General features: G+C 43.7%; 18 protein-coding genes and 1 pseudogene. 6 read left to right on the forward strand and 13 right to left on the reverse strand.

The window, feature by feature from the left end; genetic code table 11:
- The first annotated feature begins 300 nt into the window (after positions 1–300).
- The gene (locus H9J30_RS05745; protein ID WP_240130154.1) at positions 301–1935 is read left to right on the forward strand and encodes a diguanylate cyclase; all 1635 of its coding nucleotides are present in this window, start codon (positions 301–303) and stop codon (positions 1933–1935) included.
- A gap of 31 nt (positions 1936–1966) precedes the next feature.
- On the opposite strand, the gene H9J30_RS05750 is transcribed toward H9J30_RS05745, so the two are convergent.
- The 10 genes from H9J30_RS05750 to H9J30_RS21590 are packed head-to-tail and all read right to left on the reverse strand — an operon-like array spanning position 1967 to position 12617.
- Positions 1967–3022 carry a protein-glutamate methylesterase/protein-glutamine glutaminase gene (locus tag H9J30_RS05750; protein WP_240130155.1) on the reverse strand — a complete coding sequence of 352 codons (1056 nt, stop codon included), beginning with the start codon at positions 3020–3022 and terminating at the stop codon, positions 1967–1969.
- Positions 3023–3025: 3 nt separating this feature from the next.
- On the reverse strand, positions 3026–3646 hold the full coding sequence (gene cheD, locus H9J30_RS05755) for a chemoreceptor glutamine deamidase CheD (protein ID WP_240130156.1): 621 nt from the start codon (positions 3644–3646) through the stop codon (positions 3026–3028).
- Positions 3627–4478 carry a CheR family methyltransferase gene (locus H9J30_RS05760; RefSeq protein WP_240130157.1) on the reverse strand — a complete coding sequence of 284 codons (852 nt, stop codon included), beginning with the start codon at positions 4476–4478 and terminating at the stop codon, positions 3627–3629. Before H9J30_RS05760 ends, cheD begins: the two co-directional genes overlap by 20 nt.
- Positions 4479–6443, reverse strand: coding sequence for a methyl-accepting chemotaxis protein (locus H9J30_RS05765; protein ID WP_240130158.1), 1965 nt, complete (start codon positions 6441–6443; stop codon positions 4479–4481).
- Between the two features lie 5 nt (positions 6444–6448).
- Entirely contained in the window at positions 6449–6961 is a 513-nt protein-coding gene (locus H9J30_RS05770) for a chemotaxis protein CheW (RefSeq protein WP_240130159.1), read from the reverse strand.
- Positions 6962–6975: 14 nt separating this feature from the next.
- Positions 6976–9084: a chemotaxis protein CheA gene (locus tag H9J30_RS05775; RefSeq protein ID WP_240130160.1), complete on the reverse strand. Its 2109-nt coding sequence runs from the start codon at positions 9082–9084 to the stop codon at positions 6976–6978.
- A 16-nt stretch (positions 9085–9100) separates the two neighbouring features.
- The gene (locus H9J30_RS05780) at positions 9101–9466 is read right to left on the reverse strand and encodes a response regulator (RefSeq protein WP_240130161.1); all 366 of its coding nucleotides are present in this window, start codon (positions 9464–9466) and stop codon (positions 9101–9103) included.
- A gap of 3 nt (positions 9467–9469) precedes the next feature.
- On the reverse strand, positions 9470–11167 hold the full coding sequence (locus tag H9J30_RS05785) for a SpoIIE family protein phosphatase (RefSeq protein WP_240130162.1): 1698 nt from the start codon (positions 11165–11167) through the stop codon (positions 9470–9472).
- Between the two features lie 8 nt (positions 11168–11175).
- The gene (locus H9J30_RS05790) at positions 11176–11460 is read right to left on the reverse strand and encodes an STAS domain-containing protein (RefSeq protein ID WP_240130163.1); all 285 of its coding nucleotides are present in this window, start codon (positions 11458–11460) and stop codon (positions 11176–11178) included.
- A 14-nt stretch (positions 11461–11474) separates the two neighbouring features.
- Positions 11475–12617, reverse strand: a complete 1143-nt coding sequence (locus H9J30_RS21590; RefSeq protein WP_345795760.1) for a methyl-accepting chemotaxis protein — start codon at positions 12615–12617, stop codon at positions 11475–11477.
- Between the two features lie 229 nt (positions 12618–12846).
- Between H9J30_RS21590 and H9J30_RS05800 the strand changes: the two are divergent.
- Both H9J30_RS05800 and H9J30_RS05805 read left to right on the forward strand, forming a co-directional pair.
- Positions 12847–13606, forward strand: a pseudogene (locus H9J30_RS05800) (IS5 family transposase).
- A gap of 125 nt (positions 13607–13731) precedes the next feature.
- Positions 13732–16443 (forward strand): acetate--CoA ligase family protein, encoded by a 2712-nt coding sequence (locus H9J30_RS05805; protein WP_240130164.1) that lies wholly within the window; start codon positions 13732–13734, stop codon positions 16441–16443.
- Positions 16444–16522: 79 nt separating this feature from the next.
- Here H9J30_RS05805 and H9J30_RS05810 read toward each other — a convergent pair whose 3' ends face one another.
- Positions 16523–17554 (reverse strand): isoaspartyl peptidase/L-asparaginase family protein, encoded by a 1032-nt coding sequence (locus H9J30_RS05810; protein WP_240130165.1) that lies wholly within the window; start codon positions 17552–17554, stop codon positions 16523–16525.
- A 120-nt stretch (positions 17555–17674) separates the two neighbouring features.
- Between H9J30_RS05810 and H9J30_RS05815 the strand changes: the two genes are divergently transcribed.
- Positions 17675–19531, forward strand: coding sequence for an autotransporter assembly complex protein TamA (locus H9J30_RS05815; protein ID WP_240130166.1), 1857 nt, complete (start codon positions 17675–17677; stop codon positions 19529–19531).
- Positions 19528–23676 (forward strand): autotransporter assembly complex protein TamB, encoded by a 4149-nt coding sequence (tamB, locus tag H9J30_RS05820; RefSeq protein WP_240130167.1) that lies wholly within the window; start codon positions 19528–19530, stop codon positions 23674–23676. The genes H9J30_RS05815 and tamB overlap by 4 nt, the downstream gene beginning before the upstream one ends.
- Before the next feature lie 395 nt (positions 23677–24071).
- Here the strand turns inward: tamB and rplY are convergent, their stop codons facing one another.
- Positions 24072–24359, reverse strand: a complete 288-nt coding sequence (rplY, locus tag H9J30_RS05825) for a 50S ribosomal protein L25 (protein ID WP_240130168.1) — start codon at positions 24357–24359, stop codon at positions 24072–24074.
- 311 nt (positions 24360–24670) lie between these two features.
- On the opposite strand from rplY, the gene H9J30_RS05830 reads away from it, so the two are divergent.
- The gene (locus H9J30_RS05830; protein WP_240130169.1) at positions 24671–25105 is read left to right on the forward strand and encodes a hypothetical protein; all 435 of its coding nucleotides are present in this window, start codon (positions 24671–24673) and stop codon (positions 25103–25105) included.
- Here H9J30_RS05830 and mepK read toward each other — a convergent pair.
- Positions 25056–25604: a peptidoglycan L,D-endopeptidase MepK gene (gene mepK / locus H9J30_RS05835; protein ID WP_011072173.1), complete on the reverse strand. Its 549-nt coding sequence runs from the start codon at positions 25602–25604 to the stop codon at positions 25056–25058. The genes H9J30_RS05830 and mepK overlap by 50 nt on opposite strands.
- Between the last annotated feature and the right edge of the window lie 54 nt (positions 25605–25658).

Raw genomic sequence — 25658 nt, forward strand, 5'->3', positions numbered from 1 at the left:
CATGGTGTAATCATCTCTAACAACTGCTTATAAGCAATTGAATATAAATCATCAAAATAGTACTTGATATAACCAAATTCTCTAAGCAGTTAAGTTCAGCCTGAGACTTATCATACGCATGAACCTCTCAAGATAAAAATCTATTGAAATCACTGTTTCTGCGCCGCATTTTTTCAAGCTTGGCTTACACTCTAAATGAATGAAATAAACTCTCACTTAATTAAATTAGGCTATTGGATAGGGCATTTCGCAAAATGAAGCCTCAACTTAACCAATAAGCAATGACGATGGTGCTTGCCTATGAGTCTTGAAGAATCATTAGAACAATTAAAACGTCAGTACTTACATGCCTTGCCAGATAAAAAGAAACAAATCATTACGTTGTGGATCTCTCTGCGGAAAAACTGGCAAGGCTATATGCTGTCGGCTGTCTATCGGGAGATACACAATTTAAAAGGTTCCAGTGAAACCTTTGGCTTGACAGAGACTAAAGATATCGTCGATAAATTGGAGTTGCAGCTAAAAAAACTACTCGATGCTCCCACACCAACTCTAAACCTAATCAAGAGCTTAGATACGCTTTTCCATCAGTTACTCCAAAATAATCAACACTATTTGCCAGCGGCCCCTGTGGTTGAAGCGCAAATGCAACAAAGTCCTTACAAGCCCTCAAAGGCTCGTCACGAATACAGTATTGCCATCATCGAAGATGACAACAATGTCGGGGCTATGATCACTAAGCAGCTACACGAGTTTGGCTTTAATGTGCAACATTTTTTAAATTTTACCGATTTTACCAAGGTGCAATATACCAGCCCATTTGACTTAATTTTATTAGATCTTATCTTGCCAGATTATACGGAAGATGCGTTATTTGAAGCGGCCTGCGAATTTGAAAAAAACAATACTCGAGTATTTGTGCTGTCTTCCCGTAGCGATTTTGATATGCGTTTACTGGCCATTCGCGCCAATGTCAGTGAATATTTTGTCAAACCTGCAGAAACGACCCTATTGGTCCGTAAAATTCATCAATGGCTTAAAATGTCCGATAAGCCTCCCCTTAAAGTACTATTAGTCGATGATCAGCAATCTATGGTGGACTATTTTTCGAGCTTGTTACGTAGCCATGGCTTAATGGTCAAAGGTATGACTAAACCCGAGAAAGTCATACCCACCCTCGAGCAATTTGAACCGGATTTATTTATCTTTGATCTCTATATGCCGGAGGTGAATGGGTTAGAACTGGCAAGAATGATCCGTCAGCTGGATAAATATACTTCAAGTCCTATTTTGGTGTTGAGCTCCGATGACACCATGCAGAATAAAGTCAGCATTATTCAGGCAGGTTCTGATGATCTTATTTCGAAACAAACAGCACCCAATTTATTTGTCACCCAAGTTATTTCCCGTGCGCAACGTGGCCATGATATTCGCAGTTCAGCCAGCCGAGACAGTTTAACGGGCTTGCTAAATCACACCCAAATTCTTGTTGCTGCTCGCCATTGTATTAATTTAGCTAAGCGAGCAAATTCTAGTGTGTGCATTGCAATGCTTGACTTAGATCACTTTAAACAAGTGAATGATACTTATGGACATTCTGGAGGTGACAAAGTCCTATTAGCCTTTGCGCACCTGTTACAACAGTCCCTACGCGCTGCCGATTTTATGGGACGTTATGGTGGAGAAGAATTTATGCTGGTGATACCAGATATGCCACCACCACTGGCCATTGCCAAAGTGAATGCGATTCGCGAGAGTTTTAGTAATATTGTGTTTGTTGAAGAAGGTGCTGAATTTAAAGTCACATTGAGTGGCGGTTTGGCATTTTCAACCGAATGTCATGAATTCCAAGAGTGTTTATTATTGGCAGATAAAAATCTGTATGAAGCCAAACGAACTGGACGAAACCGCATAATCAATACCTTAGTCAAATAGCACAACCATATATCCAAATACACTTTTTTCGTTAATCGCGGTTTACGGATGCCAAATATTGGAGCAGTTTATCCCCTAATTGGGGGAGTTCTACCACATGGTGAATAGCACCACGTTTGATTGCCTCCTTGGGCATGCCAAATACCACACAACTCTGTTCACCCTGGGCAAAGGTTTTTCCGCCTTGCATGTCAATCGCTTTTATACCATCGGCACCATCTTTACCCATGCCAGTTAAGATCACTGCCGTCGCATTTTCACCAGCATATTGAGCCACTGAATGAAATAACACATCCACAGATGGCCTGTGCCCACTGACTTTATCACCTTGGCTAAGCTTTACTTTGAAACTTCCCCCGACTTTGATGATTTCAAGGTGTTGATCTCCTGGCGCGACGTAGGCATGACAAGGTAATAAACGCTCTCCGTCTTCCGCTTGTTTTACATTAAAGCGAGTGAGTTTGTTTAGCCGATCCGCAAACGTGCGGGTAAACCCAGCGGGCATATGTTGGGTGATCACAATGGGCGGCATGACTGCAGGGAACTGTTTTAAAAGAGATAAAATCGCCTCCGTGCCACCAGTAGAAGCCCCAATAGCCACTAGCTGGGTATTTACAGTTCGCTGACTTAATGCAGGCTTGATACTTGAGTTAACGGGTGTAGAAGTGGATGGCTGTGCTTTAAGCAGTTTTGCATTTGCCGCAGATTTAATTTTTTCAAGGATTAAATCCTGATATTCATTAAATCCCTGTGGCGAGTCTAGCTTAGGCTTGGGAATAAAATCCACGGCACCTAACGCTAACGCGTTGAACGTCGCGTCCGCGCCCTCTTCCGTTAAGGCCGAAATCATCACCACTGCCGTCGGCCTTGCTTTCATTAACCGATCTAAAAAAGTAAGTCCATCGACCTTTGGCATTTCAATATCCAAGGTGATGACATCGGGGCGAAATTGATTAACCATATCCTTGGCCATATAAGCATCTGCCGCCATCCCAACAAGAGATAACTCAGGATCGGATTCGATCATCTTACCCAATAAACTGCGGATTAATGTGGAATCGTCTACCACTAAGACCTTTATTGCCATCTGCTATTCACCAAAAAGTTCTACATCTCCACCACTTGGGAGATTTTTGATCCGTAAGCGGTACTCACTTTCCCTGTCCATGATGGTGCTATTATGTATTGCTTTGATTTTCCTAACTTTCACTAATCCCGTTTCAGGGAAAAAATATACTTTTCGCGGATATATATCGAGTAAATCCGCAGCGATCACCGGTATTTGCTCCATCTTTAAATAATCCAGCACAAACTCAGCATTACGTTCTCCAACATTCTGAACAGTTAACCCCCTTAATACATTTCCGCCACCGAATACTTTTGCCTCCAAAGCATTTCTACGCGCCCCTAATTTGAGAACATGGTTAATCAGTAATTCCATTGCAAACACCCCATAACGCGCTGACTCGGTCATCATGTTGGGTGCAGTAACATTATCACTAGGCAATAAAAAATGATTCATTCCACCAATTTTCAAGACGGGATCATAGAGGCATACCGCCACACAAGAACCTAGTACTGTGACTATCATAGTATTTTCGCGGGTAGCAAAATACTCGCCTGGTAAAATTTTGACCGCGGAGCGCTCAAAGTGACGATCGTAATACCGATTTGGCTCATTAAGCGCAAACTCAAGACTTGGTTTTGCCACTAGCGTTCCTTTTTGTTGGCTTATAGGTCGTTCGTCCGCACGGTGTCACTATGTCGGGGAACATAGCAAAGTTTTCAGAATGACCTGCGATATAAAGTCCGGTGGACGTCAAGGTCGACATCATATGTTTGAGGATGACTTCCTGTGTCACTCTATCAAAATAAATCATGACGTTACGGCAGAAAATCACATCAACCGGTGTTGAAATAGGCCAAGACTGATCAAGCAAATTTATCCGTGTAAATTGCAACATTTGCCTCAACTCAGGTATGACACGCACATTACCTTGCTGAGCACCAATCCCTCTATGGAAAAAGTGTTTTTTACGTATATCACTGACGGCACTGAGTCTATCTATTGGATAAATTCCCTTTTCAGCCTTACTCAGAACAACTGAGTCAATATCAGAGGCAATAATTTCTATTGGGGTTTGAAACGTACCAAAGTGTTCAGCAACTGACATTGCAATCGAATAGGGTTCTTCACCGGTACTACTTGCCGCACACCAAATACGTCGTGTTTGAGGGTGTGTCTGCAAATATTGTTTGAGAATATCGAAATGATGATGTTCCCGAAAAAACGCCGTTTGATTTGTCGTCAGCGCATTAATAAACTCCTGATGCTCGCTTTCGCACTCTGCCAAATAGGTAAAGTATTCGCTAAAGCCAGCTAATTTTAACTGACGGATCCGCCGAACTAATCGGCTGTAAACCAAAGCATCCTTGCTGTCGGCTAACTTTATCCCCGCTAAACGATAAAGGGTCGTTCGTGCATGATTAAAATGTGCTGGAGTATAATTAAATTCGCGTTCCATCGATTTAAGTTTACTCAATCAAAATTCTTCCCATTCATCTTGATCTGCTTTATTCAGCCTAGGCGTCATCGCTTTAGGTTTGGTGGTTACCCGAGCTAATGTCGGTATTTTTGGGGGGATTTTTTTAAGCTCTGTGGTATGTCGAACGGCTCTCGTTTCCTCATCCACTTTGAAATTTGCCACACTATCTGCCAGTTGCTGCGCTTGAGATTGCATACTTTCAGCGGCCGCAGCGGCTTCTTCAACAAGAGCCGCATTTTGTTGTGTCATTTCATCCATTTGCACAACGGCTTTACCAATCTCATCAATACCAATCGCTTGCTCATTAGACGCGGAAGCTATTTCCGCCATAATGTCGTTTACTCGCTTGATTGCAATGACAATTTCCTTCATGGTGTCGCCGGATTTTCCAACCAAATTATTACCACTCTCAATTTTACTGACTGAATCAGAGATCAATGCCTTGATATCTTTCGCAGCATTTGCAGAACGTTGAGCTAAGCTTCGAACTTCTGAAGCCACTACGGCAAAACCTCGCCCCTGCTCACCAGCTCTTGCGGCCTCAACCGCTGCATTAAGCGCTAATATATTGGTTTGGAAAGCAATACCATCAATTACACCTATAATATCGGCAATTTTTCGTGCCGATTCATTAATAGACGCCATGGTTTGCACAACCTGTTGGATAAGCTCGCCTCCATCTTCAGCCACATCCGCCGCTTTCGATGCTAAGGCATTGGCTTGGCTTGCATTATCGGCATTTAATTTCACCGTTCCCGTTAACTCTTCCATGCTTGCGGATGTTTCTTCGAGGCTGGATGCTTGCTCCTCAGTACGACTGGATAAGTCAGCATTGCCTTGGGCGATTTCTGAAGATGCGGTGTTGATGGTGTCAGCCGCTTTTTGAATATCTCGTATCATGTAGGAAAGCTTTTCAGCGGTTTGATTTGAATAATTTTTCAAATCGTTGAAGGTACCTTCATACTCGTTATAGATTCGGGTTGTCAGATCCCCTTCAGCCATGGCCATTAGTACTCGTGCGACATCCTGTAGTCCCCGATCTGAGGTTTCAATCAAGGAGTTAAGGCTATTAGCAAGCATCAAGAAAAAGCCCTGTTTACCATGACTATCAACACGTTGGGAGAAATCACCCCCCGCAGCAGCTGCCACAATCCGCGAAATCTCTTGCTCAACTTGGACTTCTTCAGTTCGGTCAAGCCATTCAACAACCGAGCCTAATCGCTCACCAGACGTTGAGATAATCGGACTGGCGGTTAAACGGAAATGACAACTGGCCACTTGGATCTGCGACTCATATTTGCGATCGAGTTTGTCAAGCAAGCTGGCTTGATGCGCTGGATTCCGATGGAAAATATCCATAGAACTGCCGAGGATTTTGTCCACCGAAAAATGGGGTAAAACCTGGCGAATTTCACTTTCGGAGCGGCGTAACATGGCTTCAACCGAGCGATTCATATAAATAATGGTTCGATTAGCATCAGCAATCATCACATTAGTACTGGTATTGTTTAGTGCTTCTAATATCCGCTGCGTTGCACGCTCAGCATCAATGCTTTCAGTGCGATCAATCCACTCAACTCCAGTGCCTAAATGTTTATTATCACGTGAAATAATCGGCGTTAAAATTAATTTAAAAATACGCTTACCAATACTTATTTGTGCCGTGTGCGATTGCGTTAATCTTTCTAACATATTGCGCTGATGGGCAGGATTCACATGGAAGATATCGATATTACTGCCAATAACCCTAGCAACCGAAAATTGGGGTAACTGTTTACGGATATCGGCCTCAGCCTCTGACAACATATTCAGTACGGCCTTATTGGCATAAATGATATTACGATCGCTATCTGCAATCATAAAATTATTACGACTATTATCGAGCAACTGGAAATAACGTTGACGCTCTTCATCTTGCTGTTGGCGCTCTTCGGTATTACCGAATATATCTAAGATTCCCATAGTGTTTACTCCTGCTCAGAAAGACTGTTTGTTTCCATTAGCCCCAAGTCATCACTGCTGATAAGAGCTTGAATATTTACTAAAATAACCATTTTTTCATCGACGGTTGCGAGCCCTTTGAGGTAACGGCTATCAAAGGCGGCGCCAAATTCCGGTGCAGGTAAAATGGCCTCACTCGACAGTTTAATCACATCGGAAACGGCATCGACCACAATGCCGACAATGCGGTCACAAACATTGAGCATGATCACTATCGTGAACTCATCATAAGTGACGGTACCCACGTTAAATTTCATTCGTAAATCGACAATGGGTACGATGTCGCCACGCAAATTAAGCACCCCTTTAATAAAACTGGGGGCATTAGCAATTTTAGTGACAGGCTCGTAACCTCTTATTTCTTTTACCGACATAATATCCAATGCGTAGTGTTCTTCACCCAGCACAAAACTTAGAAACTCGACTTCATCATGGGCGCTAAATTCGGGTTTAGGGGCTAGCGATGCGCGGCTATCCATTAGCATATCCTCAATTAATTCTTAATTTGCTGTGCCAGTGATTCCACATCGAGAATTAAAGCGACACTACCATCACCCATGATGGTGGCTCCTGAGACACCAGGGATCCGACGATAATGTTTTTCAAGACTTTTAATCACAACTTGCTGTTGACCAACCAATGCATCAACACACAATCCAAAACGCTTATTATTGCTTTCAAGGAGCACCACAATGCCCTCTTCGGGACACTTAGCGAAAGGGGTAATTTCCATCAATTGATGAAGGTTTAATAGGGGTAAATATTCTTCCCTGACGCGGATTAAACGTTCTTGAACCAAGTACTTTAATTGTTCAGTATGTGGTTGTATTGATTCAATAATATGAACTAACGGTAGAATATAGATTTGATTGCCTACACTCACGCTCATACCATCAACAATGGCTAAGGTCAGTGGCAATTGGATTTCGAAAGTGGCGCCCTGACCCGCCACAGAATCGATATCGATGCGTCCCCCAAGAGCCTCAATATTTCTACGCACTACATCCATACCTACGCCTCGGCCTGAAACATCGGTAATTTCCTGCGCTGTTGAAAACCCAGCAGCAAAAATCAATTGCCAAATCTGTTTATCCGGCATGTTATCCGTGACTGACATATTATTTTCGCGGGCTTTTTGTATGATCTTCTCACGATGCAAACCAGCACCATCATCGTGTACCGCAATAACAATGTTACCTCCCCGCTGACTTGCCCGAAGCGATAATTCAGCAATTTCTGCTTTGCCCAACAAGCGCCTTACTTCAGGTTTTTCAATGCCATGATCTAAACTATTGCGCACGAGGTGAGTGAGAGGATCGACCAACTTTTCAATCATGCCCTTGTCGATTTCAGTGTTGCCCCCTTCAATCACTAGGTTGACATTTTTACCAAGCTGATCGGATAAATCCCTGACTAATCGATGGAACCGATTAAATACAAAGGATACTGGCAACATTCGGACCGACATCACGGCCTCTTGCATCTCCCGCGTGTTTCGCTCAAGTTCCACCAATGCAGTCTTCAGCCTTTCTCCCAATTCGCCAGATATCTCATTACCAATCAGCGTTAACATCGATTGGGTGATCACCAACTCACCGGCAAGATTCACTAAAGTATCGATTTTGGACGTTTCCACTCTTAAAGTGGCATCTTGAGTAGATGTGTTAACTTTCTTCGTTGCCGCTGTTGGAGTCGATTTTGCACCTGAAGCCACGGATTTATTTAACACTGGGGCAGGATCAACGGGATCTGCAGGTGCAACTTTTGTAGACTCAGCAGTATTGCCTGTATAGCGAGGTATTTTTGGAGCAGACGGACTATTAATAGGCTTAGTAAGGGGCTCAATTACGGCTATTGCCTTGTTAGCTTGAATATGCACCAACGCATCAATTTCACTGTCAACGCTTTCGGGTGTAAGGGATTCAAAGAAGCCAAAACCGAGGTCATCATCAGGTTCAGTGTTTGTGACTAGCTGACTATCCAAAAGCGTTTTATTAATATCTTCAACACTGATTTCTTTAGCGGTAAAGGCTTCATCAAAAAAGCCAAAATCTTGATTCTCAATCGCTAAGGTTAACTCAACATCATCTTCAAAGAAGCCAAAACCGATATCATTCTGATGACTCACATCGGAAACAACCACCGAAGTTTGTGTTATTTCTGTTTTAGTCGATGTGACGGGAATGACTTCAGGGCTAGCGCTCAAAAAAGGGTCGCCATTTAATGCGGCTACTAGCTGATTTTTTGCAAATTCAACTTGTTGCCAATCAATTGGCTCCTCTTCACGATAAAGGCTAAGAATATGGGAAAGGGTATCAACCGTCTTCAAGAGTAAATCAATGATCCCAGAAGATAACTCAAATGTCCCCTTTCTGACTTTATCGAGCAGGTTTTCCATCACATGGGTCACACTGGATAAAGCTGTAAAGCCAAAAATACCGCTCCCCCCCTTAATGGAATGCGCAGCACGAAAAATGGTGTTTAATTCTTCAGGATCTGGCGACTGAAGATTGATAGCAATGAGCAGTTGTTCCATGTTTTCGAGATGCTCATGGCTTTCTTCAAAAAAGACCTGATGGAACTCAGCCATATTAATGGACATAGTGCCCCCGATACCGTCAACCCAGCACTTTGGCTGTGATTGCTAATAATTTTTGTGGGTCAAAGGGCTTAACCATCCATCCCGTAGCGCCAACAGCCTTACCCTGGGCTTTCATATCATCCCCAGCCTCGGTGGTTAGCATAATGATGGGAGTCCGCAAAAATGCTGACATTCCCCGCAATGATTTAATTAAGGTTAATCCATCCATCCGTGGCATATTTTGATCCGTCAAAATGAAATCAAACCGCTGGCTATTACATAAATCGAGAGCTTCTCGGCCATCTTTTGCCAAAGTGACCTGATAGTTCGCTGATTTCAATGTGGCTTCAACCATTTGCCTAATGGCCGCTGAATCATCAACAATTAATATTTTTTTACTCATGCGCTATTCCATGACTACTCTAGTGATATTACCGGGTGAAATTAATTCATAGTGTTTACATAATGTTTTCACAAGTGATATACCTCGACCAGAAAGCTCTGGGTAACATGAAATGGATTTATCAAAACCAACAAACCCTTTCCCACTGTCGGCGACAGTAATCACTAGCTCATTCATATGGTTCCAAGTTATGCACACTTTTACCCAATCATTCGAAGATAACCGCTCTGCATAACTATCCCTTATACTATGGTACAATTCAAAACCTTCAGGATCATTTTTTAGTCTAGAGTCCAATTCAAGGACTCCATGGTCGATAGCGTTGTTAAACAGTTCAGCCACGACAGTAAATACTCTCTGACAAAAGTTAGTAGCAAATCCAAATACACTTAAAAACTGATTCAACGACCCTAAATAATCAGCACTTAACAACATTGAGCCTGAAATCTCCACATCCCAATTAAACTCACCATTAAGATTTGATGCGAGACAATTAAAGTCTCGCGTTTGATTCCATTGATGTAGACGCTTGAAATCAAGTGTGCAAACAGTAATGTCATCAGCAATATTATCACCATAGAAATATTCAGAAAAATGTTCATCCAAAAAAACTGGTAATGCATCTAAATTATCATTAAAAAGTGCATTTAGTCTTACCCTCCCAAATGGACTTCCATCCAATGCTGGTTGTTCGATTAAACCATCACTAAATAAACATGCATATCCTTCACTGGGTAAATCAATAGAAAAAATATCTGCAATAAATGTGTTTGGCGGTAAAATACCAAGGGCCATGTTGGTTGATTTTAATTCCTTGTTGATTACTGCTCGTTCATCTGAATGTTGTTCATCATGACCTAAGTGAAGATAGACAGGTGGCATCCCACCATTCCACACATACAGTTTATTACGAAATAAATCCGCCTCCAGAAGAATACAGGCAACAAACCTATCCTCAGGAAATTCATCAAATACTTTTTCATTGAGTTCATAAATCAATGAAACTAATGAAAAACCTTTTGAAACCATAGCTCTAAAAGTACTGGTCAATAACATGATTGGCATAGCAGCACTTAGTCCGTGACCAGTTGAGTCAGCTAACATGATGAATAAATTACCGTTGGGAGATACCCCATTTAATAAAATATCACCACTAAAATTAGCACTCGCTTGACAAAATGATTTAATAAAATCAAATTGATTATTATCAATGTTGACTAAGTGTTCAAAAATATGGCGGGCTAGTTGCTCTTCCCTTGCTTTTTCATAAAGCATCTTTTCTAGTTCAACACTTTGTTGTTTGACTTTCTTTTGTAGCTTAATACGTGTCAGTAAAATTTCTGCTTTATACCAAAAAACCTCAACATTAATTGGTTTGACAACAAAATCTAAAACCCCCATTTTAAAGCAATCTAAAAATGCCTGCGGCTCTTTCTTATCGTTTATCACTACAACAGGAATTTCTTTACTCAAGGAATTAAGATGATCCAGCAATGTTAAGGCTGTACCATCGGGTTGAAAGTAATTAACTAGAATCAAATCAATTTTATTGAGTGACACTTCAAAAAATGCATCTTCTAGATTATCACAGATAATCACGTTATAACCTTTTCCGTGAATAAAATCACTTATAGACTGACTGGCAACGGCATCATTGTCTACAATCAGAATGAAGTGATTACTTTCTAAGTTGGCTGACATAGATATCACTACTCGATAATATAAATTTTTTGCATATTAGCGATATTTAAAATCTCTTCGGCCTGCCCATGCATTCCCTTTACTGATGTCGATATCCCTCTTTCTTGTGCTCTGCGATGCAATAACACCATCATACCTAAAGCCGAGCTATCAAGGTATAAAACGCGACTAAAATCTAAAATGATATGGTTAACCTCTTTAAGGCTTAATATTTTCTGATAGTCACTAGTAAATGCTTTGTGATAATCAAAATCAAATCGTTCTGGCAAGATAATTGTTTGAATCGTTGACATAACATGATATCCATTTAAAAGAGCTCGATTTCGCCACTCGTTATTTCATTCCTTGATACAGGATTATGTATTTTATTTCGATGATGAAAGATACTTTCAGTGACCTTATCACCGGCAATACCAAACTCCTCATGAGATATCTCAGTGACTTGTTTAAGAGATTCTTTTAAATGGCACAATGACTGATGAGTATGGGAGAGGCTTTGGGAGGTTATATCGCTAAATTGTAAGCCCCTTATGGTGTCTGAAATTGCCGTTTCAAGTTCATGGGCTGCTGAATCTATCCGTGCAATGACCTTAGAATCCTTTTCCGCTTTTAAAATAATTTGCTTCAATGTTATATCAATATCTTTTTTTGCATCAATGATATAACGCATATCCTGCGCGGCAACTTTACTGGCTTGCTGGGTCAATTGTTCAATTTGATTTTGAATAGATCTCAGTTGTTTTTGGATACTTTCACTAAAACCTCCACTGCGATTAGACAGGGCGCGCACTTCATCGGCGACGACAGCAAAGCCTCTGCCGGCCTCGCCTGCACGTGCAGCTTCAATGGCAGCATTTAATGCTAATAAATTTGTCTGAGATGATATTTGGTCAATATCCTGTAAAGCCTTCATGGCTTGAGGCATGGATTCGTAAATGAGATTAACTTTTTCAAGCAGCTCCATCGTTGAGGCAGACATTTCTATGGTCGATTGAATAAAACGCTCTAATATTTTCGAGGTGTTATTCGCAAACTGCTTCATCTGCTCAGAGTGAAATATCTCAGCGTCATCAGTACTTTTCACCAGATCCGAAATAAAGCCAGTTTGTTCAGCCATAAGTCGACCTAAGCCTTCAAATGAATCGCCGAGTAAGTTGACTGCATCTCCCTGAACAGTGAGAACATTGTTGATATTATTTTCACACTCATGGACGGTCGTAATCACCTCTTGGTATAAGTGCTGATGTGTTTGCCAACTAGGATCCGCAAAATTATGTTGTTCTGTTTCAGATGTTCCAGTGCCTAAAGTGAATTGTTGCAGACGAAGAAACAACCAAAACAACATGATTACAACGGCCAGTACCGGGCTAACGATCCCAAAGGTGTTTAAACCAACAAAGTAACCTAGTGCTATTGCAAAAACTGCAATGACGCCATCCATGAATCTCATAAACAGTTCACAATAATTGTTCCGTGTGTAAAAAGTAGTTTGAGATTCAGTTTTTTTCAAACCAATCAAAAAAATTTTACTTTTTATTAACCCAAGTAATCATAATAGTAGTATGCCAAGATTTAACTTGATGATTTACTGGGGTCTGTTGATCTTTTGAGAGTAATTTTTAGACAGCATGGCAAGACGTTATATTTTGCTTCGCCAAAAGTAACCATAACCTCAAGCCATGCCAAGACTTATGCTAACCAATGCTCGCTGTGCAAAGCTATTTCATTTAATGAAAAGCACAGACCATGTTTATGACAAACCTGATCATAGACAAACATTCGAAGGTATTCTTTACCGCCTTAGAATAGGTATCCCTTGGCGTGATTTACCTAAAGTGTTCGGTCATTGGAGCATGGTCTTTAGACGGTTTCATTTATGGTCTAAGAAAGACGTTTTAGCACATTTATTCAAGGCCTTAGCCAACATTGCTGATATAGAATGAGTCTTTATTGATGGCTCGATAGTGCGAGCTTTCCAGCACAGTGCAGGTGCAGCGACGCTAAGTCATGAGAGTATTGGTAAAAGTCGAGGCGGTAATTCAACCAAAATTCACTTAGCCGTCGACAGCGGAGGATTATCGATTTATTTCGAATTATCAGAAGGCCAAAAACACGATATTACACACGCCCCCAGCTTAATTGAGCACCTGAAGCAAGTTGATAGCGTCATTGTAGATAAAAGGTTATGACAGCGATGCTTTTCGTGAACTTATCGCCAATAAAGGCGGGAAATCTGTTATTCCAAGGCGCCACTACAAGAATGCACCTCAAGAAAGCGTCGATTGGTGCTTATATCGGTATCGACATTTAGTGGAGAATGCTTTTGGAAGAATAAAACACTATCGAGAAATATCAACAAGATATGACAAGCTAGCAAGAAATTACGCCAGTATGGTGTCACTGGCGTTTATGTTAATGTGGCTACTGATGCATTGCTGAGCAACATTTGTACAGCAAAGATCAACAGACCCTAATAAACTTAGGCGCCATACTCGAATCAAAACTGTGCAGGCACACTGGTGTAGGTTACACTGGCAACGTCTTCGTCTGGGATGGGATCATTTATGAGTCAACGAACACTACATTCCTTATTTAAACCCACATCCGTTGCCATTATTGGCGCCTCTAACAGCGAGAAACGCGCAGGTAATGTGCTAATGAAAAATCTACTCTCCAGTGGATTTTCTGGGCCCATCATGCCAGTCACACCCAAATACCGCGCAGTGATGGGAGTGCTTGCCTATCCCAATATTGAAGCATTGCCAATAAAACCCGATCTGGCCGTGATTTGTACCCGTGGCAGCCGCGTGCCCGCGATTGTCGAAACGCTCGCCCAATTTGGCTGTAAAGTGGCAATTATTATGGCCTCAGGGATGGCGCAGGAAGTGAATGATGATGGTGTTAGCTTACTGGACTTAGCCATGCAACATGCTAAACGCTATGGTATGCGGATCCTAGGGCCTAATAGTTTAGGGATATTGCTACCGCCACTAGGGCTCAATGCAAGCTTAGCCCATGCCAGTGCCCTGCCTGGCAAAATTGCGTTTGTATCCCAATCAGCCGCGATATGTACCACTGTACTTGATTGGGCGAACAATAAAGGCATCGGATTTTCGTCTTTTATTTCCCTTGGCGATGGCACCGATATTAACTTCGATGAATTGCTCGATTATCTCGGTCGAGATAGCCATACCAGTGCCATTATGTTGTATATCGATTCAGTGAATGAGAAACGTCATTTTCTCTCTGCTGCCCGCGCGGCCTCGCGTAATAAACCCATCTTGGTGATTAAATCGGGGCGTAGCGCCGAAGGTGTTCGTGCCGCAAAACAACATACTGGTGGTGTTGGTGGCAATGATGCCGTCTACGAAGCCGCCTTTAGGCGCGCGGGTATGCTGCGGGTAAATGACTTAATAGAACTTTTTGCGGCGGTCGAAAGCCTTGCCCATTCTAATCCGCTGCAAGGCGAGCGATTAGGCATCATCAGCAATGGTGGCGGCCCTGCAGTATTAGCGGTCGACGAGCTGATCCTGCGTGGGGGGAAATTGGCGGAATTATCCCAAGACACCTTAGCTAAACTTGATGCCGTACTGCCCACAACTTGGTCGAAACAAAACCCCGTCGATATTATCGGTGATGCTAACGCAAGCCGTTATGCCAATGCGCTCACCATTTTAATGGATAGTGAGGAATTAGATGCCATTTTGGTACTGCATTCTCCTTCCGCCTTGGGTGAAAGCGTTGAGATTGCTGATGCTTTAGTGAAAGTCATCCATGCCCACCCTAAAAAGAACCGCCTTAATATTTTAACCAACTGGAGCGGTGAAGACTCGGCTTATCAAGCCCGTAAACGCTTTACTAAGGGCGGGATTTCTACCTATCGCACTCCTGAGGGTGCGGTCGGTGCTTTTATGCATATGGTGGAATACCGCCGCAACCAAAAACTGCTGCAGGAAGTACCACAATCAATTCCTGACAATATTCCTACCGATAGCCAAACTGCGCGGAAATTACTGCAAGCAGCACAGGCTAAAGGTAAAGCAGTACTCGAAACCCATGAAGCCAGCCCCATTTTGCGCGCCTATGGCCTCAATACGATAGACACCTGGTTTGTAAAAGATGCCGATGAAGCCGTTGCCATCGCTAATCAAGCAGGTTATCCCCTCGCGCTCAAAGTACAATCGCCGAATATTTTACATAAATCCGATGTTCACGGGGTGATGCTCAACCTCACCTCGGAGGAAGACATTCGCCATGCCGCCAATGCCATTACCCAGCGGGTACACCAAGCCAATCCCGAAGCGATTATCGAAGGGATGATAGTGCAAAAGATGGCACTGACCGCGGGCGCGCAGGAAATTCGGGTGGCGGTGATCAGCGATCCCGTATTTGGCCCCGCCATTTGTTTAGGTGAAGGCGGTTCAGAGTGGGATCCCACCAAAGATGCAGCCGTAGCCTTACCGCCATTGAATATGGCGCTCGCCCGCTACATGGTGATCCAAGCCTTAAAAACCCATAAGTTAAAGGATAGGCATTTACCACTTGGGCTAGATATGAATGCCCTGTGCGTGATGCTGACGCAAATATCTCACATTATTATCGACTGCCCAGAGATTGCTTCATTGGATCTCAACCCAGTGCTTGCGGCCGGCGAAAATATTACCCTGCTCGATGTGAATATTCGCCTGCACGACGCGAATACCGATAATCCCTCTCGCCTTGCGATTATGCCCTATCCCAAAGAATTAGAAGAATTTGCCGAGCTTAAAAATGGCCTTAAAGTGATGCTGCGCCCTATTCTTCCCGAGGATGAGCCTAAGCATTTAGCCTTTGACAATTCCCTCTCCGATGAGGACAGATATAAGCGCTACTTTGGCGTGCGTTCGAAAATGACCCACGAGGAAATGGCGGTACTGACCCAAATCGATTACGCCCGTGAAATGGCCTTTATCGCCACCGCCAAAGGGCCAGACGGCGATGACATCACCTTAGGCGCGGTTAGAGCTTCCATCGACCCCGATAATACTGAGGCTGAATTTGCCATGGCGGTACGTGGCGATCATCAAGGCATTGGGCTGGGTAAACTGCTGCTCGAAAAACTGATTAAGTATTATCAAGCGAATGACACACCCGTACTCACTGGTTTTACCATGTTTGAAAACCGTAATATGGCAAGCCTTGCTAAGAGCCTAGGGTTTAAGGTGACTTTCGATATGGAAGAACATTTAATCAAAATGCATATGGATCTCAAAAGTAACAGCCCAGTCAATTCGTAATATCTCTAATATGTTACAAAAAATAAGTGCCGCGTATGCGGCACTTATTTATTAGGGACGAGGGCCAAGCAAACTCACATTATTGATCCAGCCAAATCATCACCTGAGCAGGTTCACCATTGCTGCGGCTTGCGCGGTACATTCCTTCGGTATTAAACGGCATTGCAATATTGCCTCGATGGTCAACCGCAATCACTCCGCCTGAACCACCAGCAGTGATAAGACGCTGATTAATCACCTCATCCGCCGCCTGAAGAATCGATTTTTGTTGGTATTTCACCCTAGCGCAAATATCGCCAGCTACTTGGTAACGAATAAAGAACTCGCCGTGCCCCGTGGCTGAGACGGCGCAAACACCATTCTCAGCGAAGGTTCCCGCCCCAATCACGGGCGAATCCCCAATTCGACCAAAACGCTTAGCCGTCATTCCACCAGTGGAGGTTCCCGCTGCTAAGTTACCGTTTTTATCTAAAGCAACTGCGCCAACAGTACCAAATTTATAATCGAGATCGTTCATCTCAATACCCGCTATTTGCTCGGACTTTTGAGCTGCCTGTAGTTTTTGTCTCGCGTCGAGTAACTGCTGATAACGGGCATCGCTATCAAAATGACTATTTGGCACTAAGGTAAACCCTTGGGTCAGCGCAAATTCTTCTGCGCCCGCGCCCGATAACATCACATGCTCGGACTTGTTCATCACGGCTAAGGCTAAATCGATGGGGTTAGCGATATGGCGCACACCCGCAACAGCACCCGCGTTCATGGTTCTACCATCCATGATTGAAGCATCCAGTTCATGGCCGCCATCATAGGTATAAACCGACCCCACGCCTGCATTAAACAATGGGCTATTTTCCAATACATTAATGGCAGTTTGCACAGCAACTAAACTATCGCCTCCCTGTTCGAGTAGCTTTGAGCCTTTATCAACGGCTTCTTTTAGTTTGTCTTTATAGGCTTGGCGCAGCTCAGGCGTGAGATTCGCTTTAGAAATCGTGCCTGCGCCACCGTGGATCGCAATCGCAAAAGGTTTTTCATTAGCGTGGGTATTTTGTGACATAAAAAGTGCACTCGAGAGAATTAAACTAAAGGTAACCAATTTTATTTTCATTATTTACATTCCCTTAAACTGTGACGTCCTTTGTAACCATTTCAATGACTAATTTCAATCATCTCCTTGCCTGTTACGCCTATTCTGGCGACAATAAAGCCACATCACAGGGATTATAAAGTGCAGCGATTCTTGCAAATTACGTCATTATCTTTTCGTCTTCATTTGCTACTTGGCCTGAGTTTGCTGACGTCAGTGTCTTTGGCTGCCGATAACGTTTTAACGCTTTCAGTCAATGGGGTCGACGAAGCCCTAAAGCGTAATATTCTCGCGCACTTAGGTGCGATGCCAGACTCTGAAGTGCAGCGCCGAGCCTTCTTATTTAATGTGGAAGACAATGTCACTACCGCCCTCCAATCCATGGGCTATTACCATGGCGAGGTGGAAGAACAGTTAATCGAAAAGGACAAAGGCCCGTGGGAACTCAAACTTACGGTGAAAGCAGGCGAGCCCGTTAAAATCCAATGGGTCGATATCAATTTTTCAGGCGAAATGCTTGATGATCGGGCCTTCGATAAATGGCTTGCTGAGGTCAATATTAAGCCCGGTGATACACTCAATCACGGTGTGTATTCGGATGTAAAATCCCAGCTCGTTACCCTTGCCCTGGCTCGAGGTTACTTTGATGGCGAATTCACTGAATCGCAGATCAAAATCAATCGCGATTTAAACACTGCCCAAATCAGTCTGCATTTTAACTCGGGCGCGCGTTATCATTTTGGCCAAGTGAGTTTTGAGGGCCATACCTTAGAGCCGGATATCCTCACCAAGCTTATCCCTTTTAAGGAAGATGCCTCCTATTCGACCCGCAGGGTCAGCGCCCTCAATCGTCAGTTATTAGATACTGGCTATTTTTCTAATATTAAAGTGATACCGCAGCTCGATCTGGCGAAGGATAATCAACTACCTGTCAAAGTGGAGCTTACCAATAAAGCCAGCCATTCCATTGAATTAGGTTTGGGTGGCGATATCGGCCAAAGCTCAGATAAAACCTTCGATCCTCGCGTGCGTGTCACTTGGCGAACCCCACAGATCAATAAATATGGCCATTCACAAGAAACCAGTTTGGAGTGGTCACCCGATAGACCTAAGTTTTTGACGACCTATACCATCCCACTCACCCATCCATTAGACGATCAACTTAAGATCCGTTTAGGCTTGCAGCGGGATAAATACGGCGTCACACAGATTTACGAGCCTGAAAATCGCGATTTTCGTAATACTGGACAACTGGAATCGACCAAATATTTACTCGGGCTATTAAGGCAACAACGGCTGGATAATCAATGGCTCATGAGCTATTCCCTCGATGCCATTCGTGAGGAGTACACCCAGTCAGATGTAGATTACAACCCTAGTTTTTATCTGGCGGGGATCAATTTTTCTAAAACGACCCGTGGAGATAACTCCCTCGATCCCAAATCCGGTTATAGACAAACATACAGCCTTGATTATGCGGATCCTTACCTTGGTTCCGAAACACGCCTTGCCCGCTTGCAAGCTAAATTTAAGTGGATCGATACCTTTTTTGATAATCACAGAATCGTGGCGCGAATGGATTTAGCCGCAAACCTTGCCAATGAAAATGATCTGGCCTTAATCCCGCCATCGCTGCGCTACTTTGCGGGTGGCGATCAAACGATTCGCGGTTATGGCTATCAAGAGTTAGGCCCTTATCTGGACTATATCGATGCCGATGGCAACGTCAATCGAGAGGTAATTGGTGGCCGTTACTTAATGGTCGGGAGTGTAGAATATCAATATTACGTGACACCGACTTGGCGGGTCGCCACCTTTGTAGATGCGGGTAACGCCTTTGATAACAATCAATTTGAACCAGTCGTCTCAGTGGGCGGCGGTATTCATTGGATATCTCCCATTGGCCCAATTAAGTTAGATTTAGGGGTAGGTTTGAAAGAGACGGACACTATGGATCGCTCATGGCGCATTCACTTAACCATGGGGACAGAACTATGAGTCAGCCCCCTATTCTTGAGCAAAATAGTCTTGAACAAACCGATCCAGAACAACTGCAAACAAGATCTTCGGACACCCCTTGCGCCGAACCTTGCCAAGCTGCTGCACCGCCAAAAACCTTTACCCAACGTCTATGGCAAATATTTAAACTCTGCACACGGATTATTGTTTACGTTCCCTTAAGCCTCTTGGTCTTAATGGCATTACTGCTAGGGACTGAGATTGGCTCGCGGATAAGTGTTGAGTTAGCAGATAAATTTGTGCCTGATCTGGCATTAACCTACACCTCAGGCACCTTAAATAAAGAACTCACCTTAGCCCACGCCAGTTGGTCAATGGCGGGGATCCAAGTTGAGTTAGAGGATCTGCACTTAGCTTGGCGGCCTACTTGTTTATTGCAAAAACAGTTATGTGTTAATGCCTTAAATGCCAGTAAAGTGGATATCAGCATAGAGACTGATGCCCTAAACGCTGACAATAACACAAACAACATTGAAGTCATCTCCGATGATACGGATGAGCCAACTGAGCTAGTATTACCTTTTGGGATCACACTTGATACGGCGGATTTGAATCACATTAATGTCCGCGTCGATAACATGCGCTTTTCAGCCAATCATATTGCAACCTCAGCCACTTGGTTTGCGAAAGGACTTACTGTTGAACAACTTACTAGTGAAGGCTTAGCGATATTAATCCCAACGGGTGATGAAACCACTACCGCAATAACCGCCCCAACACAGGTCACTCAGACGACAGCAACAACGGAACCTGAAACGGTTAAGCCTGCTACAGAAGCGGTAAAAGAAAATACAACAAACGCGACTGACAAACCGGCAGCGGATAAGTCCCTAGCCTCAGCCCCTTCAACGCCCTCTCAAAGCGATAAAGCAGTGCCAACTGATACGCTCGCTGATGAATGGGCCCTCGCGCATTTACCTCAAGTGTTTATGCCCTTTCCGGTCAATGTTAAAAGTCTTAATTTAGATAACAGCCACTTACAAATTGGCGCACGCGAAGATGTGTTTAGCCATATTGAATTACAAGGGCAATTTGAGCAGTATCAACTGACCTTAGATAAACTGATGCTCACCCACAGCTACGGTGAGCTTTCGGTGATGGGCAAACTTGCCCTCGAGCAGGATTATCCCCTTGCACTCGATATCGAGGCTAACTTGACACAAGTCGCTGAGTTACCAGAGCTCACCCACCAACAACTCAAACTTAAACTAACGGGCAGCGTAGGGCAGCTCAGCCTCCAGGCTTTAGCACAAGGGAATGCCGATTTTAGTCTCGAGGGGCAAATCACCCTCAAGGATCCTGCCCTTACCTATAAGGCAACATTAGAGAAAGCCCGTTTACAATGGCCACTTAACAACCCCGAATATATCGTCAGTGATTTAACCCTCAATAGCCAAGGCTCACTCAATAAACAAGCCGCAACGATTGAAGCCAATGTCATTTCGCCTTTCCATAAAATCTTAGCCATCCGCAGTGAGCTACACCATCAAGATGCCAAGCTTTCGATAAAGCAATTTAGCGCTAAAGGAGAATTAGGTGCAGTTGATGTCGAAGGTGAGCTAGATTACGCCAACGCTATGACTTGGAAAGCCAAGGTATTACTCGATAAGCTGAAATTACAGGAAATCACCTTACCAGAAACCGCGCAGACCAAAGAGTCTGCCCCAAGTAAAGACCCGAAAAATTCGAAAAATAATGCTGCAACGACTGCCACCAGTCTGCCCAATAGCTTGATCTCTGGCCAATTACATACCTCGGGACGCCTACAGGATAACGCGTGGCAAGTCACCCTGACACAGACACAATTATCTGGCACGATGCAGGGATATCCATTTGATATTACTGCCGATGTCAGCATAAACGATAAACTCTATGTTAGTGCAAAAGGGATTAATGCCCAAGTTCTAGGCTCGACCTTAACCTTAGCGGGTGAAACCAATAAAAATTGGAACCTAGCGGGCAAACTGCTCGTGCCAGATTTCGGTCTATGGTTGCCCCAAGCCAGTGGTCAACTACAGGCCGATATCAATGTGACTGGAGATGAAAAACATCCCCAGCTTGAGTTAACCGCCCAACTGGTCGATCTGGTACACCACAATATTAAACTCAGGGAATCAACCTTAAAAGCCTACTATAAGCCTTTGGATTTGCATGAGTTTGCTATATCTCTTAAATCAAAAGCATTACAACTTGGTTCAAAGAGTTTAGATACCGTTACCTTTGGCAGTAAGGGTGATATCCAAAACCAGAAATTGACCTTAAGTGCCACTGGAGATTTAGGGCTCGAGCTTGGCGTGACCAGCCAATACGATATGAAAAAATCCCAACTACTGGCACAAGTGAACAAGATTAACTTAGCCACACCTGTCGGCCGCTGGGAGATAGATAAAGATATCCTTATCGCTTGGGATCAAAATAACACCAAGGGCAGTATTAGCCCCTTCTGTCTAGTCAATCCTAACAGTAGAATTTGCTTAGATAATCAAGTATCACTAGGTCAAAAAGGCGACGCGCAACTCAGTTATGCGGGCAATCTTGGTAAGCTCTTAGTCCCTGTATTGCCAAGCAATATGAACTGGGATGGTAGTTCCTCACTGCTAGCGAACTTTGCCTGGGCCGCAGGACGTAAACCTACCGCGAATGTCGATTTTAATTTTGCGCCAGGTAGTATTAAACTCAAACGCGCTAAAAATCGTGAAGTCACTATCCAATATCAGCAACTTGCTTTAAAGGCTAACTTAGATGGCAAACGCCTACTGTCGTCAATCAGCTTTGACTCTGAGGATGTGGCAAGCTGGCAAAGTGAAATCACCGTGAATGTGACGCCCGACCGTACCCTGTCAGGTTATGCCAATATCAAACAAATAAACCTGCAACCACTGGGCGAATTTTTCCCACAACTCAACACCCTCGAAGGTTTGCTGACCAGCAAATTAAACTTTGCTGGCACCCTTGATGCGCCCGAGGTCTCAGGAAATGTTTCGCTCACTCAAGGTGCACTCGCGCTAACAGCAAACCCGACTCTTATCAATAAAATTGATATGTCGATGGATCTTGGTGGCCAACAAGCTGAACTTAAAGGCCGCTGGATGATGGGCAACGGCTTAGGTCGAATCATCGGAGAAATGCGTTGGCCCCAAGGGCAATTTAGCGGAGAACTCGCCGTCAAAGGTGATAAACTCGCCGTAATCCAACCGCCACTCGCACTGCTTGATATATCTCCGGATCTAACCATTGCCTTTAGCAGCCGACAACTCGAAGTCAAAGGCGTGGTCGATGTGCCCTCAGGCAGTATCAAAATTGTACAACTGGCCGAGGGAGGTGTTGCACTGTCAGAAGATGTGGTGTTCGATGACTCGATTACCGCAACACAACCCAAAGCCAGCCCCTATGCGATTGTGGCAGATCTTAACATCAACGTAGGAAACGACTTAAAAGTGGATGGAATGGGCCTCAAAGGTAAGCTTCAAGGCACGTTAAAACTCCAGCAACAGGCATTTCGTCCACCATTGCTGTTTGGCGATATCAAGGTCAAACAAGGCAGTTATAAGTTTATGGGGCAAACCCTGAAGATCCGCGCAGGTGAAGTCCAATTTGTTGGGCCGATTTCGGTTCCGAACTTAAATATTGAAGCAATCAGGGAAATTAAAAGTGAAGATCTTATCGCCGGTGTGCGAGTGACGGGTACCCCCACTCGTCCAGTGGTAACCCTCTTCTCGAATCCGGCCAAGGAACAAGCCGAAATCTTGTCTTACATTATTAAAGGTAGCGGTTTTAATAGCGGTAACAACGAGCAGAACAATTCATTAATGATGGGGGCAGCACTCGGACTCAGTTCCCAAGTGGGTGGAGGTGGCGCTATCAATAACATCGGCAACACGGCAACGGGGATTATTGAAGAGTTCGGTTTCTCTAACGTACAACTCGACACGAACGATGAAGGCCGCGTGGCGATCAGTGGTTTTATCGGTGATAAGCTGATGGTCAAATATGGTGTGGGTGTATTCAACCCAGGCTATGAAATGACGGTTCGGTATTACCTATTATCCCAACTCTATCTTGAAACAGTGTCCGGAACCTTAGGCCAATCCCTCGATATTTATTACAACTTTAATATCAAGTAATAATGGAGTAACTCGCCATAAACAACAGTTCTGTGCAGGCTGGCTATAGAAGAAGGTCATCGTTTACTTGTAGAAGTCACCCTTGTTGAAGTCATTCGGGTGTTGAGGTTTTACGTTTAGATTTGGTTTGCTCAGGCAGTTCGAGAAACGAAGAATAAAGAGTCGTTAAACGACTAACGATTCTTATGTAGTAGAGCCAATATAAAAGTTTGCTGTAGGCCCTTGAGGCTGAGTTTTGCAGCAAAAACAACAATAAAATATCAATACATCCGAGACTCTCCAAATATCGATTGAAAAGTGTCAACGCTATTTAGGGCGGGTCGCTATCACTGTTTAGTGAAAAAAACAGCCACAAAAAAAGCGCCATATAGGCGCTTTTTCTTCAATTACGACAATTAAGCGTAAACGAAGTCAACGTGTTCAATGATTGGCTTGAACGCGTGACGTTGCATAGCTTGTGCACGAACGCCTACTTCTTTGCCATCTAAAACGATAGTGACTACTGAAGTGTAGAAATCGTCGTTTGCTTGAGCGTTGATGATATCTTTGTGATCAAAAACAATAGAAACTGGCTCTTTGCCTGCGCCGTAAATAACAGCAGGAACTTTACCTGCATGACGTAGGCGGCGGCTCGAACCTTTCCCTATTTCAGTGCGGGTTTGTGCTGGGATAGTGTAAGACATGTGTTTCTCACTTAAATTTAGAGTAAAAAATGTCACCATTTTCGACCAATGGTGACTCATATAAAGCGCGCGCATACTAACACAGTTCCCCAGCAGGCACAACAACGATAAGACTCGGTGTAGATAGGAAACAAGCGGGTTATCGTTATCAATAAACAAAAGTATTTATTAAATTGGAGGACTTGTTTTCGCACTGTTACATAGGCGAAACGCCTTTGATCTGAATCAAAAGACACGCGATTTTGATCACACTTAAACTATTTGATGCCTGTTAAGCTCGGGCAAATTTTGTCAATTCAGTCTTGTAAAACATGCGTCACGAGCTGTATTTATTGCAACAAGAAAATCGACTCTCATGCCAATTAGCCCGTGAACTGGTCTCTCTTATTGACACCGTCCCCTACCAACAAACCACGATAGAGTTAAAATTGTTGGAACTGCTTGCTTGTACCCAACAAAAAAACCGCAGTTTACTCATGTTAATGCAGATTTTTGAATCATCGGCTGTTGAGAGTCAAAGACTAAGACAGTTTAAGTTTTCACAAGGTTTAAATCAGCAGATTAGCGATTGGCAGCAACACCGTGAAATGAATAAGCTCAGGCAAGTTTTTTTGCCACTGCTAAAGCATTATTTACAGGATATTCAAATACTAGAGCTGCAATTTTATCAGCAGCTCACATTACAAACCGAACAAACTACCAGTGCCGCACAGGACCGCAGTCAACGTGCACAAAGCCAGACTTAGGATAGTAGCCCACCCCTCCCAATTTCAGTGATAAAGCAGCATCCCTGATAGTCTTTAGATTCACCCCAGGAATAGCGATATCCATTGCCATGCCTTGCATATGATAACTTTTTTTGGCAACCCCACCGCTCTTGCCTGCCAACATCGCATTGGTTTTTGGGGAACGATAACCAGAAATCACATGGATCTCTTTATCGGTATTTAACGTTGACTTAAGGGTGTAGAGCAAATCGAATAAACGTTTATCCATGGGGGCTGCAACATTTTGGCGGTGATCTCGCAGTAAATGGCTAAAATCGGCCAACACTTCACTCTGGTAATGGCCGTCAACCCAGTAGCTACCGTTGTTATATTCACCTGTATGGCGATTGAAAAGGCTGAGTTCACGCACACCTTTAGTAGAACGGCTAGCTATCGCTTTAGAAGGAATTAAGGAACACAATGCCACACCACCGAGGCCTAATAACAACTGCCTACGGGCAGGACAAAGTAAGGTCACATCATCACCATTTGTTCTTTTTTTGGACACTAAGAACGCAAATTATATTGAATT

This window comes from Shewanella cutis (assembly GCF_022410515.1).
GTDB lineage: Bacteria > Pseudomonadota > Gammaproteobacteria > Enterobacterales > Shewanellaceae > Shewanella > Shewanella cutis.

Bases quoted from the DNA above. Each gene is read 5' to 3' on its own strand.
- H9J30_RS05770 (WP_240130159.1), bottom strand. From the start codon at position 6,961: ATGGATAGCCGCGCATCGCTAGCCCCTAAACCCGAATTTAGCGCCCAT.
- H9J30_RS05745 (WP_240130154.1), top strand. From the start codon at position 301: ATGAGTCTTGAAGAATCATTAGAACAATTAAAACGTCAGTACTTACAT.
- H9J30_RS05785 (WP_240130162.1), bottom strand. From the start codon at position 11,167: ATGTCAGCCAACTTAGAAAGTAATCACTTCATTCTGATTGTAGACAAT.
- H9J30_RS05790 (WP_240130163.1), bottom strand. From the start codon at position 11,460: ATGTCAACGATTCAAACAATTATCTTGCCAGAACGATTTGATTTTGAT.
- rplY (WP_240130168.1), bottom strand. From the start codon at position 24,359: ATGTCTTACACTATCCCAGCACAAACCCGCACTGAAATAGGGAAAGGT.
- H9J30_RS05750 (WP_240130155.1), bottom strand. From the start codon at position 3,022: ATGGCAATAAAGGTCTTAGTGGTAGACGATTCCACATTAATCCGCAGT.
- H9J30_RS05810 (WP_240130165.1), bottom strand. From the start codon at position 17,554: ATGAAAATAAAATTGGTTACCTTTAGTTTAATTCTCTCGAGTGCACTT.
- tamB (WP_240130167.1), top strand. From the start codon at position 19,528: ATGAGTCAGCCCCCTATTCTTGAGCAAAATAGTCTTGAACAAACCGAT.
- H9J30_RS05830 (WP_240130169.1), top strand. From the start codon at position 24,671: ATGCGTCACGAGCTGTATTTATTGCAACAAGAAAATCGACTCTCATGC.
- H9J30_RS05805 (WP_240130164.1), top strand. From the start codon at position 13,732: ATGAGTCAACGAACACTACATTCCTTATTTAAACCCACATCCGTTGCC.
- H9J30_RS05765 (WP_240130158.1), bottom strand. From the start codon at position 6,443: ATGGGAATCTTAGATATATTCGGTAATACCGAAGAGCGCCAACAGCAA.
- H9J30_RS21590 (WP_345795760.1), bottom strand. From the start codon at position 12,617: ATGAGATTCATGGATGGCGTCATTGCAGTTTTTGCAATAGCACTAGGT.
- H9J30_RS05780 (WP_240130161.1), bottom strand. From the start codon at position 9,466: ATGAGTAAAAAAATATTAATTGTTGATGATTCAGCGGCCATTAGGCAA.
- H9J30_RS05775 (WP_240130160.1), bottom strand. From the start codon at position 9,084: ATGTCCATTAATATGGCTGAGTTCCATCAGGTCTTTTTTGAAGAAAGC.